The organism is Paraburkholderia oxyphila NBRC 105797 (assembly GCF_000685075.1).
GTDB classification, from domain to species: domain Bacteria; phylum Pseudomonadota; class Gammaproteobacteria; order Burkholderiales; family Burkholderiaceae; genus Paraburkholderia; species Paraburkholderia oxyphila.
In genome coordinates, this window is record NZ_BAYD01000007.1 from 121,411 (window position 1) to 138,094 (window position 16,684).

Genomic DNA, 16,684 nt, shown 5'->3' on the forward strand with positions numbered 1-16,684 from the left:
TCGGATGATTGGATTCGCGGTGTTACGGCGGATGTTTCAGTTTGGGCCCGGGCGTGGTTGCCTCGCGGGCCGCAGCGCCCATCGGGCCATGTCGGGTCCCGTGTGGCGCAACGTGCGGACTTCGGTTCCCGTGGCGCGCGCCGCAGTCTGACGTTTCCAGACGGGTGGCGGCGCGGCGGGAGAGGGCGGCGCCCTGGGGCGCGCCCGGGCTTACACGCCCTGTTTCAGGCTTGCGCTGATGAAGGCGTCGAGATCGCCGTCGAGCACGGCCTTGGTGTTGCTGATTTCGACGTTGGTGCGCAGATCCTTGATGCGGCTGTTGTCGAGCACGTAGGAGCGGATCTGGTGACCCCAGCCCACGTCCGACTTGCCCGCTTCGAGCTTGTCCTGCTCAGACTGGCGCTTGCGCATCTCGGCTTCGTAGAGGCGCGACTTCAGCATCGCCATGGCTTCGGCGCGGTTGCGGTGCTGCGAGCGGTCGTTCTGGCACTGCACGACGATGCCCGACGGCATGTGCGTGATACGCACGGCGGAGTCGGTCTTGTTGATGTGCTGACCGCCCGCGCCCGAAGCGCGGTACGTGTCGATGCGCAGATCGGCCGGATTGACTTCGATCTCGAACGAATCGTCGATTTCCGGATACACGAACACCGACGAGAACGACGTGTGACGCCCACCCGACGAATCGAACGGCGACTTGCGCACGAGGCGGTGAATGCCGGTTTCGGTGCGCAGGAAGCCGTAGGCGTATTCGCCCTCGACCTTGATGGTCGCGCTCTTGATGCCGGCGACGTCGCCTTCGGACTCTTCGAGCACTTCGGTCTTGAAGCCCTTGCGCTCGCAGTAGCGCACGTACTGGCGCAGCAGCATCGAGGCCCAGTCGCAGGCCTCGGTGCCGCCCGCGCCGGCCTGAATGTCGATGAAGGCGTTGTTCGGGTCGGCCGGGTTCGCGAACATGCGGCGGAACTCGACGTCGGCGACGCGCACTTCGATGGCCTGGGCATCGGCTTCGATCGAGACGAGCGTGTCCTCGTCGCCTTCCTCGCGCGCCATCTCGAAGAGGTCCTGGGTGTCGCGCGTATCGTTCTCGATGCCGTCGAGCACGTGCACGACGCCTTCAAGGAGTTTCTTCTCCTTGCCGAGACCCTGGGCGTGCTTCGAGTCGTTCCAGACGTTGGGGTCTTCGAGTTCGCTGTTGACTTCGACGAGCCGTCGGGCTTTTACGTCGTAGTCAAAGATACCCCCGTAGCTCGCCCGCGCGCGTGCGCAGGTCCGCCAAAAGGGCTTCGATCGCGTTGAGACGTTCCGCTTCCATTTGTGTCGTGATCCGGCGTGTAAAACATTGAATTATAGCCGATTGGACCTGCGTCAAGGGCGCGGCGGGCGGTGCCGTTGCTTCGTGCGTGTCCCTGGTGTAGCGCCGTGCGCCGCTCAGAGCGCCGCATGCTCCACGACGAGCTGCACGCGCGAGACGCCGTTCCACGTGTCGCGCACGAGCCGGTAGGCGACGGTCGTATGCTGCGGCAGCGGCTCGGTGTGGTTGAACCAGATCGCGTTGAAGCGCTGGCGCCCGCGCAGCAGTTGCAGCTTCAGATGCTTGTCCTTCACGAGCGCCTGCGAGGCCACCTCGAATTCGCCCGAGAACACGGGCGCCGGAAAGCCCTGGCCCCACACGGCCGCGTCGAGCATCTCGACGAAATCGGGCGTGAACCAGGCGTCTTCGAGCTCGCCGTCGGTCTCCACCGTGCGCGCGAGCGCCTCGGCGGAGAGCCACTCGCGGCCCACGCGCTCGAACGCGGCGGCAAAGCGCGGCACGTCGGCGGCGGCGAGCGTCATGCCGGCGGCCATGGCGTGCCCGCCGAACTTGTGGATGAGGCCAGGCTCGCGCTTGCTGATCAGATCGATCGCGTCGCGCAGATGGAAACCGGGGATCGAGCGGCCCGAGCCCTTCACGAGCTCGCCGCTTTCGTCGGCGGGCGCGAACGTGAAGGAGGGGCGGTGGAACTTTTCCTTGAGCCGCCCCGCGACGATGCCGATCACGCCCTGGTGCCAGCCCGGATTGAAGAGCGTGAGCGTGGCGTTGTCCTGCGGATCGACGTTGGCGAGATCGGCGAGCGCCTGCTGCTGCATGCCCGCTTCGATTTCGCGACGCTCGCGGTTCATGGTGTCGAGTTGCTGGGCGAGCTCCCATGCGCGGCCCACGTCGTCGGTGGTCAGGCATTCGATGCCGAGCGACATGTCGGAGAGGCGGCCCGCCGCATTCAGGCGCGGCCCGAGCGCGAAGCCCAGGTCGAAGCCCGAGGCGCTCTTTGCGTCGCGGCCCGCGGCGCGGAACAGCGCGGCGATGCCGGGCTGCATGCGGCCGTTGCGGATGCGCTGCAAACCCTGCGCGACGAGCACACGGTTGTTGCAGTCGAGCTTCACGACGTCGGCGACGGTGCCGAGCGCGACCAGATCGAGCAGGCCGTCAAGGCGCGGCTCGGGACGCGCGTCGTCGAACCAGCCGCGCGTGCGCAACTCGGCGCGCAAGGCGAGCAGCGTATAGAACATGACGCCCACGCCCGCGATGCACTTGCTCTCGAAGGTGCAGCCCGGCTGGTTCGGATTGACGATGGCGCGCGCGTCGGGCAGCGTGTCGCCGGGCAGATGGTGGTCGGTCACGAGCACTTCAATGCCGAGCGCATTGGCGGCCTCCACGCCCTCGACGCTCGCGATGCCGTTGTCGACGGTGATCAGCAGGTCGGGCTGACCGCCCTTGCGTTGTGCAGCGAGTGCAACGATCTCGGGTGTGAGGCCGTAGCCGTACTCGAAGCGGTTCGGCACCAGGTAGTCGATCTGCGCACCGAGCATGCGCAGGCCGCGCACGGCGACTGCGCAAGCGGTGGCGCCGTCGCAGTCATAGTCGGCGACCACGAGCATGCGGCAGTCCGCTTCGAGCGCGTCGGCGAGCAGCATCGCAGCGTCGTCGAGCCCTTTCATGCCGGCGGGCGGTATCAGGCGGTTCAGGCCGGTCTCGATCTCGTCGGGCTGGCACACGCCGCGTGAGGCATAGAGCCGCGCGAGGACCGGATGCAGGCCGTGACGGATCAGGGCTTCGGTATCGGCGGGGGAGCAGGCGCGGGTGACGATTCGGGTCATGCGTGAGAGGCCGTGGAAGAAACGTTGGACATTAGTCGATGATGAGCGACGCGAACTCGCGGCGTCGCCAGAATTTGCGCAGGTCGCCGCGCTTGGCGGTGAGCGTGACCGAGCCGGTGTCGCCGCACAGCGTGAGGCTGAGTTCGGCCAGCTCGCGGGCCTCGAGGGCGGCGAGCGCGGGCGCGAACCAGTCGCGCTCGAGCTGCGCGAACGCCGCGTTCCAGCGGCCCCAGTCCTGCTGGATATAGGCGGCGGAGAACGGGTCGATTTCGACGAGCGTGGCGCCGTTTGCGTGCGTGCCAGCGTTTGCAGCGCCGTTTGGCGCGCTGATCCGTGCATTGTTCGGTGCAATGCCGGGCGCCGCGCTCGTCGGTGCGCCAGCCGATGCGGCAAGCGCACTGAACGTCTCGGGCGCCGCGCCCAGCTCGGCGCCGGCGGCGAGCGCGAGCCCGCGCGTGGCGGCCGCGTCCGAGCGCACGCGCGAGAAGGCCCGCTTGACCGGGCGCAGCGCGCCTTGCGCGTGGAACCAGATCGAGTTGACGGCGGGCAGGCCGCGCGCCTCGCGCGCTTCGTTGACGGGATGCTCGAACCAGGCCATCTGCACCTCGTTCTGCACCTTCATCCATGCGCGCGAGCGCTGGCCCGACTGCGCCTCGTGCGGCAGCCAGATTTCGATGTTGCGCCCGCTCGCGCGCAGCGGCGAGGCGCCCGCGAGCGTGCCGAACTGCTCGCTCGACAGGTACCAGCGCTGGGGCGTGGGCGCTTCGATGCGCACGCCCAGTTCTTCGATGAGGGGCCGCGCGACTGCGTAGAGCGCGGCGGCATCGGCGTCGGCGAGTTCGAGCGAGGCGGGGTCGATCAGCACCAGATGGTCGTGCGCGATGCGCACGTGCACGGGCTGGACGCAGGCCCAGATGGCGTCGCCGGGCGTGCCGCCGTCTGCGAGCAGCATCCACGGCGCGAGCGGGGCTTCGTCGTCGGCTGCGCTGCTTGTGCCGCTTGATGCGGTCGTGCCGGCCGGGGTGGCCGCCTGCGGCGCGGCCGCTCCGAACGCTCGCGCAACCCAGCGCTCGTGCGGCAAGGTGCGCTGGAAATCCTCGCCGATTGTCTGTTCGCCAAGGCTCGCGCGCGCGACCAGTTTCGAGAGGGCTGGATATTCGAGTCCGGCGAGGGCGGTAGAGGCCGCCGTCGCGGACGGCAGCGCAAACGGCACGAGGAGATGGAGACGATCGACAGGCATGATGGTGCGCATTGTACTTCGGCCCAGGTGGCGCCTGGGTGCGGCACGAGCCATGCGCGGTCCCGGGCGTGCGTTGCGGCAAGGGGTAGCTGCGGGCGCCGAAGCGCAGGAAATTCGCAGGAGATCGACAAGAGCGCCATAGAAATCAGCGACTTATCGGCAACAATCCGGGCACCCGGGCGTGTAATCCGCATCCAACGGAAGGAGCCGGGGCCGCGAGCGTGCCGGGCCGAGGCGGCGCAAAGTCCGTGAGGTGCCGCTAGTGTGGCAAACTTCGCGGTTGATCGCCGAAATGCTCCGGCACGTAATCCGGCTTGCGGGCCGGCAGGCACAACGGTCGGCACGCGCAACGAAGACGCATTAAAGGATTCGCTTGAAACTTCCCTACGAATGGCAGATAGGCTGGCGCTACACCCGCGCCGGCAAGCGCACGACTGGCAACGGGTTCATCTCGTTCATCGCGCTCATTTCGATGTCGGGCATCGCGCTCGGCGTGGCGGCGCTGATCGTCGTGCTCTCGGTGATGAACGGCTTCCAGCGCGACGTGCGCGACCGCATGCTCTCCGTGCTCGCGCATATCGAGATCTTTTCGCCGACGGGCTCGATGCCCGACTGGCAGCTCACCGCCAAGGAGGCGAAGACCAATCGCGAGGTGATCGGCGCCGCGCCCTATGTGGATGCGCAGGCGCTCCTCACGCGCGGCGACAGCCTGAGCGGCGTCGCGCTGCGTGGCGTCGAACCGTCCGAAGAGCCGCAGGTGTCCGACATCAACAAGGAGATGAAGGCCGGCAGCATGAACGACCTCACGCCGGGCAGCTTCAACATCGTGCTCGGTGCGGACCTTGCGGTGAGCCTCGGTGTGACGGTGGGCGACAAGGTCACGCTCGTCGCGCCCGAGGGCAGCATCACGCCCGCGGGCATGCTGCCGCGCCTGAAGCAGTTCACGGTGGCCGGTGTGTTCGAGTCGGGGCATTACGAGTACGACAGCTCGCTCGCGCTCATCAACATCCACGACGCCGAGGTGCTCTACCGGCTGCCTGCACCTACCGGCGTGCGCCTGCGCCTGAAAGACATGCAGCGCGCGCCCGCGGTGGCGCGCCAGCTCGTGCACACGCTCTCGGGCGACCTCTATATCCGCGACTGGACGCAGCAGAACAAGACCTGGTTCTCCGCGGTGCAGATCGAAAAGCGCATGATGTTCATCATTCTCACGCTCATCATCGCAGTGGCGGCGTTCAATCTGGTTTCGTCGCTCGTGATGACCGTCACCAACAAGCAGGCCGATATCGCGATCCTGCGCACGCTCGGCGCGCAGCCCGGCTCGATCATGAAGATTTTCTTCGTGCAGGGCGTGACGATCGGCTTCGCGGGCACCGCCATCGGCATCGCGCTCGGCTGTCTCATCGCGTGGAGCATTCCCTGGAGCGTGCCGATGATCGAGCACCTCCTCGGCGTGCAATTCCTGCCGCCGTCCGTCTATTTCATCAGCGAGCTGCCTTCGGAACTCGTCGCCTCTGACGTGATCCGCATCGGCTCGATTGCGTTCGTGCTTTCCGCGCTGGCGACGCTCTATCCCAGCTGGCGCGCGGCCAAGGTTCGTCCGGCGGAGGCGCTGCGTTATGAATGACCGTCAATCGATCCTCGCCGCGGCGGGCGACTATCCGTACGTGCTCGAAGCGCACGGCATTTCGAAGGTGTTCGGCCAGGGCCAGCTCTCGGTCAACGTTCTGCACGACACCGAGATCTCGGTGAAGCGCGGCGAGAAGCTGGCGATCGTGGGCGCGTCGGGCTCGGGCAAGAGCACGCTGTTGCACGTGCTGGGCGGCCTCGACGAGCCCGGCACCGGCAACGTCAAGCTGCTCGGCAAGCCGTTCACCGAGCTTTCCGAGCGTGAGCGCAACGACTTGCGCAACCGCGCGCTGGGCTTCGTCTATCAGTTCCATCATCTGCTGCCCGAGTTTTCGGCGCTCGACAACGTGGCGATGCCGCTGCGCATCCGCCGTATGACGCAGGACGACGCGCGTCGCGAGGCGCTGGATATGCTTGCGCGCGTGGGCCTCGACCATCGCGCACGGCATCGGCCTGGCGAGCTCTCGGGCGGCGAGCGCCAGCGCGTGGCGATCGCGCGTGCGCTGGTGACGCGGCCCGCCTGCGTGCTGGCGGACGAGCCGACCGGCAATCTCGACGGCAGCACGGCGGACACGGTGTTCAACCTGATGCTCGAATTGTCCGACCAGTTCCAGACCAGTTTCGTGATCGTCACGCACGACCCCGACCTCGCGGCGCGCTGCGACCGCATCGTGCGTCTGCGCGACGGCATGCTGCACGAGGAGCCGGTCGTCCCGGTGTGATCGACAACGCAGCGCCGTGCGGCTCGCCTGTGGCGGGCTGCACGGCGCTGGCGCAGCAAGTGCCCATGCGCGGCGGGAGCGCGCTTTCCATGTGGATCGATACGCATTGCCATCTCGATGCCAGCGAGTTCGACGCCGATCGCGACGCGGTGGCGTCGGCGGCGTGCGCCTCGGGCGTCACGCGCATCGTGATTCCCGCCGTCGCGCGCGAGAATTTCGCGACCGTGCGCGCGCTCGCGCATCGCACACCTGGTGCGGTCTACGCGCTCGGCATTCATCCGCTGTATACGCCGCAAGCGCGTGACGAGGATCTCGACGCGCTGCGCGCCGAGATCGAGGCGAGTCTCGCCGATCCGCGCTTCGTGGGTATCGGCGAGATCGGCCTCGACTACTTCGTGCCGGGTCTGGACGACGCGCGCCAGCAGCATTTCTATGACGCCCAGCTGCGGCTTGCCAGCGAATTCGACCTGCCCGCGATCTGCCACGTGCGCAAGTCGCAGGATCAGGTGCTCAAGGGGCTGCGCCGCAACGGCGTGCGCCGCGGCATTGCCCATGCGTTCAACGGCAGTTTCCAGCAGGCGAATGCGTACATCGAGCAAGGCATGCATCTGGGCTTCGGCGGCAACGTGACCTTCGAGCGGGCCTTGCAGATCCGGCGCCTCGCGGCGCAATTGCCGCTCGAGGCGATCGTCATGGAAACCGATGCGCCCGACATCTCGCCGTCCTGGCTCTATCGGGCGCGCAACACACCGGATCAGGTGCCGCGCATCGGCGCCGTGCTGGCTGCGTTGCGCGGCTTGACGCCCGAGGAACTCGCCCTTGGCACAACGGCCAACGCCGCGGCGGCGCTGCCCCGGCTCGCGCTTTCGTCTGCATAATTCCTTCGAGGGTGACGCGCGGTTCACGCGCTAAAGCTGCTGCATACGGTTGTGCGCGCAACGGTATGCGGTTCGCACTTGCGCGCCACCTAGTCATGAAGGAGGCGCGATGCGGACAGTGTGGTGTGGATTTGCGCTCGGGGTGATCGCGCTGCAACGCCAGGCGGCATTGCCTGGTCGGCTCATGTGGCTCGCATTGGTGGTGCTGGCGGTTGTTGCGGCGCTGGGTGCGGCGTGGATGCTGCACGACGCGCCGGGTGGCGTGCGCAAGCTGGCCGCCTGGACTGCAGTCGGCGTGGCGTCGGCGTGCGTGGGCTTTGGCTATGCGGCCGTGCGTGCGGAACGGCTGCTGGCCGTTGCTTTGCCTGCCGCCTGGCAGGCTCGCGATATCGACGTGACCGGACATATCAGCCGCGTTCTCGCGCGCGACGCGAACAAGGCGAGTTTCTTGTTCGCCGTGGAAACCTGGTCGGCGCGCGCGTCGGGTTCGAGGCTGCCGCAACGGATACAGCTCACGTGGGTTGCGCGCGACGCGCCGCTGCCACGCATCGAGCCCGGCGCTCGCTGGCACTTGACCGTGCGTCTGAAGCGCCCGCATGGCGAGGGCAACTTCGGCTTGCGCGACCTGGAAACCACATTGCTGTCGCGCGGCGTGCGCGCGACGGGCTACGTCAACAACCCGGAACGCGCGCGACGGCTGGCAGCGGATGCGCAGGGCATGGGCGTCTGGATCGAACGTGCGCGTGCAGCGGTGCGCGCACGCATCGACGCGGTGCTCGCCGGGGCGCCACATCGCGGCATAGTCGTGGCGCTGGCAACCGGCGCGCAGGACGCCGTCAGCGACGCCGACTGGCGGCTGCTGCGCAATACGGGCACGAGTCATCTCGTGGCGATTTCGGGACTGCATCTGACGTTCGTCGCCGGCCTGGCCGGCTGGGCCACGGGTGCGCTCTGGCGGCGCGCACGCTGGCGCGGGGTGGAGGCGCCGCTTGTCGTGCCTGCACAGAAAATCGCGGTTGCCGGCGCGCTTTGCGCGGCGGCGGCCTACGCCGCGCTGGCCGGATTCAACGTGCCCGTGCAGCGTGCGCTGTGGATGCTCGCGGTCACGGCTGTGGCGCTATGGCGCTCGCGCGAGCTGGTGCGTGGTCATGTGCTCGCGTGGGCGCTCGGGCTGGTCCTGCTGCGCGACCCATGGTCGGTTACGGCGGCAGGCTTCTGGCTCTCGTTCGGCGCCGTCGCCGCGATTCTTTTTGCGGCGAGCGGAGTGCCGCGCATGCGGCAAGTCGGCGATATCGAGCTTTCGCCGGACGAAGCCGACCCGATGCGCGAGCGGGAAGCGGAACCGCGCGGCGTGAGTTGTTCACCAGGCCTCTATGCGCGCATTTCCGCGGCCCTCGACTATGAACGCCGGCGTCGAGCCGCGCGGCGCTTCTGGGCCAGGGTGAGGGACGGCGCACGCGTGCAGTGGGCGGTCACGCTCGCGCTCGCGCCGCTCACCGCGTACTGGTTCATGCAGATCCCGCTGATCGGTCCGCTGGCGAACGCTTTTGCGATTCCGTGGGTGAGCGTGTTCGTCACGCCCACCGTGCTGGCCGGTGTCATGCTGCCCGCGCCGCTCGACGCCTTCGCGCTGCGTGTGGCGCACACGTTGATCGAGGCGCTCGCCGCCGCGTTGGCAACGCTGGAAGGCTGGCCATGGGCCGTGCTGCGCCTGCCGCAGCCTGGCTACTGGGCACTCGGCTGCGCAGCGGTCGGCGTCGCCTGGTGTCTCGCGCCGCGCGGCTGGCCGCTGCGCTGGCTCGCGCCGTTCACCTGGCTGCCGCTGCTCGTGCCCGCGCCAGGCGGTCCGCCGCCCGGCGCGTTCCGCCTGACTGCGCTGGACATCGGGCAGGGCACGTCGGTGCTCGTCGAGACCGCCCGGCACACGCTCCTCTTCGATGCCGGCCCGGGACCGGAATCCACGCACGCGGGCGAGCGCATCGTCGTGCCTTATCTGCAGGCGCACGGTGTGATGCGGCTAGACGCGCTCATGGTGAGCCACGACGACTCCGATCATTCGGGCGGCGCGCAGGCTGTGCTCGATGCCGTGCCTGTGCGTCAGTTCGTGGCGGGCATCCTGCCCGGCCATCCGCTGTGGGCGAGCGCGCGCCACGCAGGCGCCGATCTCGTGCAATGCGCCGCCGGACAGCGCTGGCAATGGGACGGCGTCGCGTTCGAGGTGCTCTGGCCAGACGCCGGGCCGCTCTCCGGCAAACCCAATACGCATTGCTGCGTGCTGCGCGTCTCCACGGCGCCGGGGCGCGACACGGCGGGAGGCGTCGTCTCCGCGCTCCTCGCCGCCGACATCGAGGCGCCCGCCGAGCGCACGCTCGTCGCGCGCGACGCTGGCCGTCTGCAGGCCCAGGTGCTGGTCGTGCCGCATCACGGCAGCAAGACATCGTCGACTGAACCGTTCCTCGATTCTGTCTGGCCGCTCGTCGCCATATTTCAGGTAGGCTATTTGAACCGGTTTCACCATCCGCACCCAGGCGTGTTCGCGCGCTACGAGTCGCGTCATATCGTGATAGCGCGCAGCGACGCCGACGGCGCGGCCCGTGTCGAAGCGGCGCCCGGTGTGCTCGCCGTCGAGCGCTTTCGCGATACGCAGCGGCGCTACTGGATGGAGGCGGGCGAGTGAAGCGCAGGCAAGGCTGGGCGGCACGATCGGTGCGCCGGCTTGCCGGCGCCGCGCATCCGGTAATACAAGCACAGCACATGCAGCAATTGGAGTGGACGGCCGGGCGCGCAGGTGTGACAGGTGCTAAACGGCCGTGAACAGGACCGAGGACCGGAGAAAACAGGGCATTGAAGAACGTCATCCATTTTTCACACGCGAACGGCTTCCCGGCATCGACTTATCGCACGCTTTTTGCCGAGCTTGGCGACACCTGCGAGCTGCGCTATATCGAGCGCATCGGCCACGACACGCGTTATCCCGTCACGCGCGACTGGCCGCACCTCGTCGATCAACTGATCCAGGACATCGGGCGCCGTTATGACAATCCGGTCTGGCTGGTCGGCCATTCGCTCGGCGGCTATCTCTCGCTCATGGCGGCGCTGAGGAAACCGCAGTGGGTGAGGGGCGTGGTGATGCTCGATTCGCCGGTGATCGCGGGCTGGCGCAGCGGCATGCTGAAAGTCTCGCAATGGACCGGGCTCGACGAGCGCCTCTCGCCGGCCGCCGCCACGCGCACGCGCCGCACGAGCTGGGCGAACCGTGACGAGGCCTGGCGCCACTTCTATTCGAAGCCCGCGTTTGCCCGCTGGGACGAGCGCGTACTGTCCGACTATATCGACTTCGGCATTCCTCAGACCTCGACCGACGGCACGCGCACGCTGGCCTTCGACCGCCGCACCGAGTACCTGATCTACCGGACCTTGCCGCATACCTTCGGCACGCGGCTCGCTCACGGCTCGCCGGTGCCGGTCAGCTTCATCGGCGGGACGCAGTCGAAGGAGGTGCGCCAGGTCGGGTTGGCGGCCACGCAGCGCCTCGCCGGCGAGCGGTTCGAATGGATCGAGGGCAGTCATCTCTACCCGATGGAGCGGCCGATCGAGACGGCGCGCGCGGTGCAGCGCATGCTCTACGCGATGGAGAACGGCGGCTGAGCCAACTGGCTTCGCGCCGGCTCAGTGGCGGGGCATGCCCAAGGGGCGCAATCAGTCCCGCACGGGTACCGGGTGGCGCGCGCCGCCATGCAAAGTGCTCGCTCAAAATTCAGGGTTAGCCCTTGCTTTACGGTATAATCCGTTTTTCCCGCGAGCATTCAGCGATGACCAAATATGTTTTCGTCACCGGCGGCGTAGTTTCGTCCCTTGGCAAGGGTATTGCCGCCGCCTCCCTCGCCGCGATCCTCGAATCGCGCGGTCTGAAAGTCACCCTCCTCAAGCTCGATCCCTACATCAACGTCGACCCCGGCACGATGAGCCCGTTTCAGCACGGCGAAGTGTTCGTGACGGAAGACGGAGCGGAAACCGACCTCGACCTCGGCCACTATGAGCGCTTCATCAGCACGAAGATGCGCAAGGCCAACAACTTCACCACGGGCCAGATCTACGAATCGGTGATCCGCAAGGAGCGCCGCGGCGACTATCTGGGCAAGACCGTGCAGGTCATTCCGCACATCACGAACGAGATCCAGGCGTTCATCGAGCGCGGCGCCGCATCGGCGACGTGCGGCGAGCCGGATGTCGCGATCGTCGAAGTGGGCGGCACGGTGGGCGACATCGAGTCGCTGCCGTTCCTCGAAGCCGCGCGTCAGATGAGCCTGCGCCTCGGCCGCAACAGCGCGTGCTTCGTGCACCTCACGCTCGTGCCGTTCATCGCCACGGCGGGTGAGCTCAAGACCAAGCCCACGCAGCACAGCGTGCAGAAGCTGCGCGAAATCGGTATCTATCCGAACGTGCTGCTGTGCCGCGCCGACCGTCGCATTCCCGACGACGAGCGCGCGAAGATCTCGATGTTCTCGAACGTGCCCGAAGACGCCGTGATCTCGGTGTGGGACGCGGACAGCATCTACAAGATCCCGCAGATGCTGCACGACCAGGGCCTCGATTCGATCGTCTGCGACGAGCTGAAGCTCTCCGCGAAGCCCGCCGACCTCTCGATGTGGTCGGAGATGGTCGAGAAGCTCGAGAACCCGAAGCACGAAGTCACGATCGGCATGGTCGGCAAGTATGTCGATTTGACCGAGTCGTACAAGTCGCTCATCGAAGCGCTGCGCCACGCGTCGATCAAGACCTCGACGAAGGTGAACATCGAGTACATCGACTCCGAGCAGATCGACGAAGAGGGCGTGGAGAGCCTCAAGCACCTCGACGCGATTCTCGTGCCGGGCGGCTTCGGCCGTCGCGGCACCGAAGGCAAGATCAAGGCGATTCAATACGCTCGCGAAGCGAAGGTGCCGTATCTCGGCATCTGCCTCGGCATGCAGCTCGCCGTGATCGAATTCGCGCGCGACGTGGTGGGCCTGAAGCACGCGAACAGCACGGAATTCGATCCGGACACGCCTGACCGCGTCGTCGCGCTCATCACCGAATGGGCCGACCGCGAAGGCAAGGTCGAGAAGCGCACCGAAGACTCCGACCTCGGCGGCACGATGCGCCTCGGTTCGCAGCGCTGCCCGATCAAGCCCGGCACGCTCGCGGCGGAAATCTATGGCAAGGATGTGAACGAGCGTCACCGTCACCGTTATGAAGTCAATAACGGCTACGTGCCCAAGCTCGAGGCGAACGGGCTTATCATCAGCGCCCGTACGCCGTCGGAAGATCTTCCGGAAATGATGGAGCTGCCGCGCGATATGCACCCGTGGTTCGTCGGCGTCCAGTTCCACCCGGAATTCACGTCCACGCCGCGTGACGGCCATCCGCTGTTCAAGGCCTATGTCGAAGCGGCGGTTGCGCACCAGCAGGCGCACGCTGAGGAGAAAGCATGAATTTGTGCGGTTTCGAGGTAGGCCTCACCAAGCCGTTCTTCCTGATCGCGGGCACCTGTGTGGTCGAATCCGAGCAGATGACGATCGACACGGCCGGGCGCCTCAAGGAAATCACCGCGAAGCTCGGCATTCCGTTCATCTACAAGTCGTCCTACGACAAGGCCAATCGTTCGAGCGGCAAGTCGTTCCGCGGCCTCGGGATGGACGAAGGCCTGCGCATCCTCTCCGAAGTGAAGCGTCAGCTCGGCCTGCCCGTGCTGACCGACGTGCACACGGAAGAGGAGATCGGGCCCGTGGCATCGGTCGTGGACGTCCTGCAGACGCCCGCGTTCCTGTGCCGCCAGACTGACTTCATCCACGCGTGCGCGCGCTCGGGGAAGCCGGTCAACATCAAGAAAGGCCAGTTCCTCGCGCCGCACGACATGAAGAACGTGATCGACAAGGCGCGCGACGCGGCGCGTGAGGCGGGTCTGTCCGAAGACCGCTTCATGGCGTGCGAGCGCGGCGTCTCGTTCGGCTACAACAACCTCGTCTCGGACATGCGCTCGCTCGCGATCATGCGCGAGACGAATGCGCCGGTCGTGATGGACGTCACGCACTCGGTGCAGTTGCCGGGCGGCCAGGGCACGAGCTCGGGCGGCCAGCGCGAATTCGTGCCGGTGCTCGCGCGCGCGGCCGTGGCCACGGGCGTGGCGGGTCTGTTCATGGAGACCCACCCGAATCCCGCCGAGGCAAAGTCGGACGGCCCCAATGCCGTGCCGCTGAACCGTATGGCCGACCTGCTCGAAACGCTCGTCACGCTCGACCAGGCGGTCAAGCGGGCGCCGTTCCTCGAGAACGATTTCAACTGATCGTCAGGTCGCAAGCAGTGTGCGCCGCTTCGATTGCATGAGCGGCGCAGTGGAGGAGCAACGCGGCGCAAGGCCGGCCGCGCAGCGGGTGTCACACAAGGACGCCATGCTGTGCGGGCAACGGCCAGACGCGCCGCGCATGATGTGCAAGGCAGCGTGGCGGTGCAAGGGCTAAGGCAAGTGTGTAGCCGGCGCACCGCGGCAAGTTGAAACTGGTGACCGCGCCGCCTGTCCCATGTGACGGTGTGCCCGGAACGAGCATAGAAGCTGTGCCTCGTGGGCCAATGCAGCAGGCGCCGCCGGTCGCGCAAGAATTACTGTCATTTCCTGAGGAAACCCATGAGTGCAATCGTAGATATCATCGGTCGCGAGATCCTGGATTCGCGCGGCAATCCCACCGTCGAATGCGACGTGCTGCTCGAGTCGGGCACGATGGGCCGCGCGGCAGTGCCGTCGGGCGCGTCGACGGGCTCGCGCGAAGCGATCGAGCTGCGCGACGGCGAAGCCGGCCGCTACAACGGCAAGGGCGTGCTGAAGGCGGTCGAGCACATCAACACCGAAATTTCCGAGGCGATCATGGGCCTCGACGCTTCGGAACAGGCCTTCCTCGACAAGACCCTGCTCGAGCTCGACGGCACCGACAACAAGTCGCGCCTCGGCGCGAACGCGATGCTGGCCGTCTCGATGGCCGTCGCGAAGGCTGCCGCTGAAGAAGCCGGCCTGCCGCTGTACCGCTACTTCGGCGGCTCGGGCGCGATGCAGCTGCCGGTCCCGATGATGAACATCGTCAACGGCGGCGCGCACGCGAACAACAGCCTCGACATTCAAGAATTCATGATCGTGCCGGTGAGCCAGCCGACCTTCCGCGAAGCGCTGCGTTGCGGTGCGGAAGTGTTCCACGCGCTCAAGAAGATCCTCTCGGATCGCGGCATGAGCACGGCAGTGGGCGACGAAGGCGGCTTCGCACCGAACTTCGGCAGCAACGACGAATGCCTCTCGACCATCCTGCAAGCGATCGAGAAGGCCGGCTACCGCGCGGGTGAAGACGTGCTGCTCGCGCTCGACTGCGCAGCGAGCGAGTTCTACCACGACGGCAAGTACCAGCTCGCGGGCGAAGGCCTGCAGCTCTCGTCGGCCGAGTTCGCCGACTACCTCGCGACGCTCGCCGACAAGTTCCCGATCGTCTCGATCGAAGACGGCATGCACGAGTCGGACTGGGCCGGCTGGAAGCTGCTCACCGACAAGCTCGGCAAGAAGGTCCAGCTCGTCGGCGACGACCTCTTCGTCACCAACACGCGCATCCTGAAGGAAGGCATCGAGAAGGGCATCGCCAACTCGATCCTCATCAAGATCAACCAGATCGGCACGCTGACGGAAACCTTCGCAGCCATCGAGATGGCCAAGCGTGCCGGCTACACGGCCGTGATCTCGCACCGCTCGGGCGAAACCGAAGACTCGACGATCGCCGACATCGCTGTGGGCCTGAACGCTGGTCAGATCAAGACCGGTTCGCTCTCGCGCAGCGACCGCATCTCGAAGTACAACCAGCTGCTGCGTATCGAGGAAGATCTCGGTGATATCGCCAGCTATCCGGGCAAGTCGGCGTTCTATAACCTCCGTTAAGCGGACCCGAACCCGGCAGCAGCCTTGCTGTCCCCTCTCGTAATCCCTCCCCGCCGCCCTGCGTCAAGCGCAGGGCGGCGTGTATTTATCCGGCACCTTACATGCGGCTCGTCACTGTCGTCCTGATTCTCCTGCTCGTGCTGATCCAGTATCCGCTCTGGTGGGGGCATGGCGGCTGGTTGCGTGTGCATGAACTGCGCGAGCAGCTCGCCCAGCAGCAGAAGCAGAACGACGACGAGAAACTGCGCAACGAACGCATCGAGGGCGAAGTGCAGGATCTCCAGAACGGCACGGCGGCCGTCGAGGAGCGCGCGCGCTACGAGATGGGCATGGTCAAGGACGGCGAGGTGTTCGTGCAGTTCGTCTCGCCGAATCAGCCCCTGCCGTCGACCCCGACCGACTCGTCGAACGTCTCCACGCGTGGCGAGATGTCGGCGGCGCCGGTCAAGGTGGTGCCGAACCCGGTATCGCGCGTGCCGGAGAAGCACCACGGGCATGCCGAGGACACGAAGAAGAAGGCGGGTTGAACGGCCCGTTCGGGCAGATTCCGGTCTCGCCTTCGAGGGACAAAAAAGCGCGGCTTCCGACAAACGGAAGCCGCGCTTTTATTTTGTGCCTGACAACGGGGTACGGGATTCGCTCGAGCGACTATGGCCTTACCAGCCCCAACCCCAGCCGGGGTAGCCATAGCCGATGCCCGTGCCCCAGCCGCCTCCCCATCCGCCGCTGTAGTAACTGCCGTAGACGGTCACGGGCGGTGTATAGGCGCGCGCCCAGGCTTGCGCGGCGGCTTCCGCAGTGGCTGCACGGTCCGACTCGGTGAGCGCCTGACGGTCGATCGCGTCATAGCGGGCGCGCTCGTCAGGTGTCAGCACCGGCGCGCTTTGCAGCGCGTCCGCCTGGTTGGCGGGCAGGCGGCTGTATATCGGCGAAGGTCCTGGAGGGTCGAGCGTGCAGCCGCTCATGAGCGTGACGCCGGCGACCCCAGCGCCGAGCGCGCCCATCGCGAGCAGCGCCTTTGCATGCCGCAATCCCCGTGCGCGCGACTGCCATGCGAAGGACTTCTTCGTCTTCATTGCTTTTCCTCCATCTGTCGGACGCCTAAGCAACGCGAAATGATGAGCGGGTC

13 protein-coding genes are annotated in these 16,684 nt (G+C 66.8%); 9 read left to right on the forward strand and 4 right to left on the reverse strand.

From position 1 onward, the window contains the following. Positions 1–210: 210 nt before the first annotated feature. From prfB to BO1_RS06645, 3 genes are all read right to left on the reverse strand, one after another. A protein-coding gene (gene prfB, locus BO1_RS06635; protein WP_167338316.1) for a peptide chain release factor 2 occupies positions 211–1,315 on the reverse strand; the annotation gives its coding sequence in 2 pieces (ribosomal slippage) (positions 211–1,233 and positions 1,235–1,315; 1,104 coding nt in all). A gap of 116 nt (positions 1,316–1,431) precedes the next feature. Beyond that, the gene (gene recJ / locus BO1_RS06640) at positions 1,432–3,138 is read right to left on the reverse strand and encodes a single-stranded-DNA-specific exonuclease RecJ (protein ID WP_028216888.1); all 1,707 of its coding nucleotides are present in this window, start codon (positions 3,136–3,138) and stop codon (positions 1,432–1,434) included. Between the two features lie 31 nt (positions 3,139–3,169). Continuing rightward, entirely contained in the window at positions 3,170–4,390 is a 1,221-nt protein-coding gene (locus tag BO1_RS06645; protein WP_028216889.1) for a hypothetical protein, read from the reverse strand. Positions 4,391–4,751: 361 nt separating this feature from the next. Between BO1_RS06645 and BO1_RS06650 the strand changes: the two genes are divergently transcribed. From BO1_RS06650 to ftsB, 9 genes are all read left to right on the forward strand, one after another. Continuing rightward, the gene (locus tag BO1_RS06650) at positions 4,752–6,005 is read left to right on the forward strand and encodes a lipoprotein-releasing ABC transporter permease subunit (RefSeq protein WP_028216890.1); all 1,254 of its coding nucleotides are present in this window, start codon (positions 4,752–4,754) and stop codon (positions 6,003–6,005) included. Beyond that, positions 5,998–6,729 carry a lipoprotein-releasing ABC transporter ATP-binding protein LolD gene (gene lolD / locus BO1_RS06655; RefSeq protein WP_043283964.1) on the forward strand — a complete coding sequence of 244 codons (732 nt, stop codon included), beginning with the start codon at positions 5,998–6,000 and terminating at the stop codon, positions 6,727–6,729. The genes BO1_RS06650 and lolD overlap by 8 nt, the downstream gene beginning before the upstream one ends. An 89-nt stretch (positions 6,730–6,818) precedes the next feature. Beyond that, positions 6,819–7,607: a TatD family hydrolase gene (locus tag BO1_RS06660; protein WP_028216892.1), complete on the forward strand. Its 789-nt coding sequence runs from the start codon at positions 6,819–6,821 to the stop codon at positions 7,605–7,607. 109 nt (positions 7,608–7,716) lie between these two features. Beyond that, positions 7,717–10,284, forward strand: coding sequence for a DNA internalization-related competence protein ComEC/Rec2 (locus tag BO1_RS06665; protein WP_028216893.1), 2,568 nt, complete (start codon positions 7,717–7,719; stop codon positions 10,282–10,284). Positions 10,285–10,451: 167 nt separating this feature from the next. Then, positions 10,452–11,255, forward strand: a complete 804-nt coding sequence (locus BO1_RS06670; RefSeq protein ID WP_028216894.1) for an alpha/beta fold hydrolase — start codon at positions 10,452–10,454, stop codon at positions 11,253–11,255. 164 nt (positions 11,256–11,419) lie between these two features. Continuing rightward, positions 11,420–13,081 (forward strand): CTP synthase, encoded by a 1,662-nt coding sequence (locus BO1_RS06675; RefSeq protein ID WP_028216895.1) that lies wholly within the window; start codon positions 11,420–11,422, stop codon positions 13,079–13,081. After that, positions 13,078–13,932, forward strand: a complete 855-nt coding sequence (gene kdsA / locus BO1_RS06680) for a 3-deoxy-8-phosphooctulonate synthase (RefSeq protein WP_028216896.1) — start codon at positions 13,078–13,080, stop codon at positions 13,930–13,932. Before BO1_RS06675 ends, kdsA begins: the two co-directional genes overlap by 4 nt. A 339-nt stretch (positions 13,933–14,271) precedes the next feature. Next, complete coding sequence (gene eno / locus BO1_RS06685) at positions 14,272–15,555, forward strand: phosphopyruvate hydratase (protein WP_028216897.1); 1,284 nt, start codon at positions 14,272–14,274, stop codon at positions 15,553–15,555. A 101-nt stretch (positions 15,556–15,656) separates the two neighbouring features. Then, the gene (ftsB, locus tag BO1_RS06690; RefSeq protein WP_028216898.1) at positions 15,657–16,082 is read left to right on the forward strand and encodes a cell division protein FtsB; all 426 of its coding nucleotides are present in this window, start codon (positions 15,657–15,659) and stop codon (positions 16,080–16,082) included. 129 nt (positions 16,083–16,211) lie between these two features. Here ftsB and BO1_RS06695 read toward each other — a convergent pair whose 3' ends face one another. Next, a complete protein-coding gene (locus BO1_RS06695; protein WP_407669906.1) occupies positions 16,212–16,631 on the reverse strand; it encodes a hypothetical protein in 420 nt (139 codons plus the stop codon). Positions 16,632–16,684 lie beyond the last annotated feature (53 nt).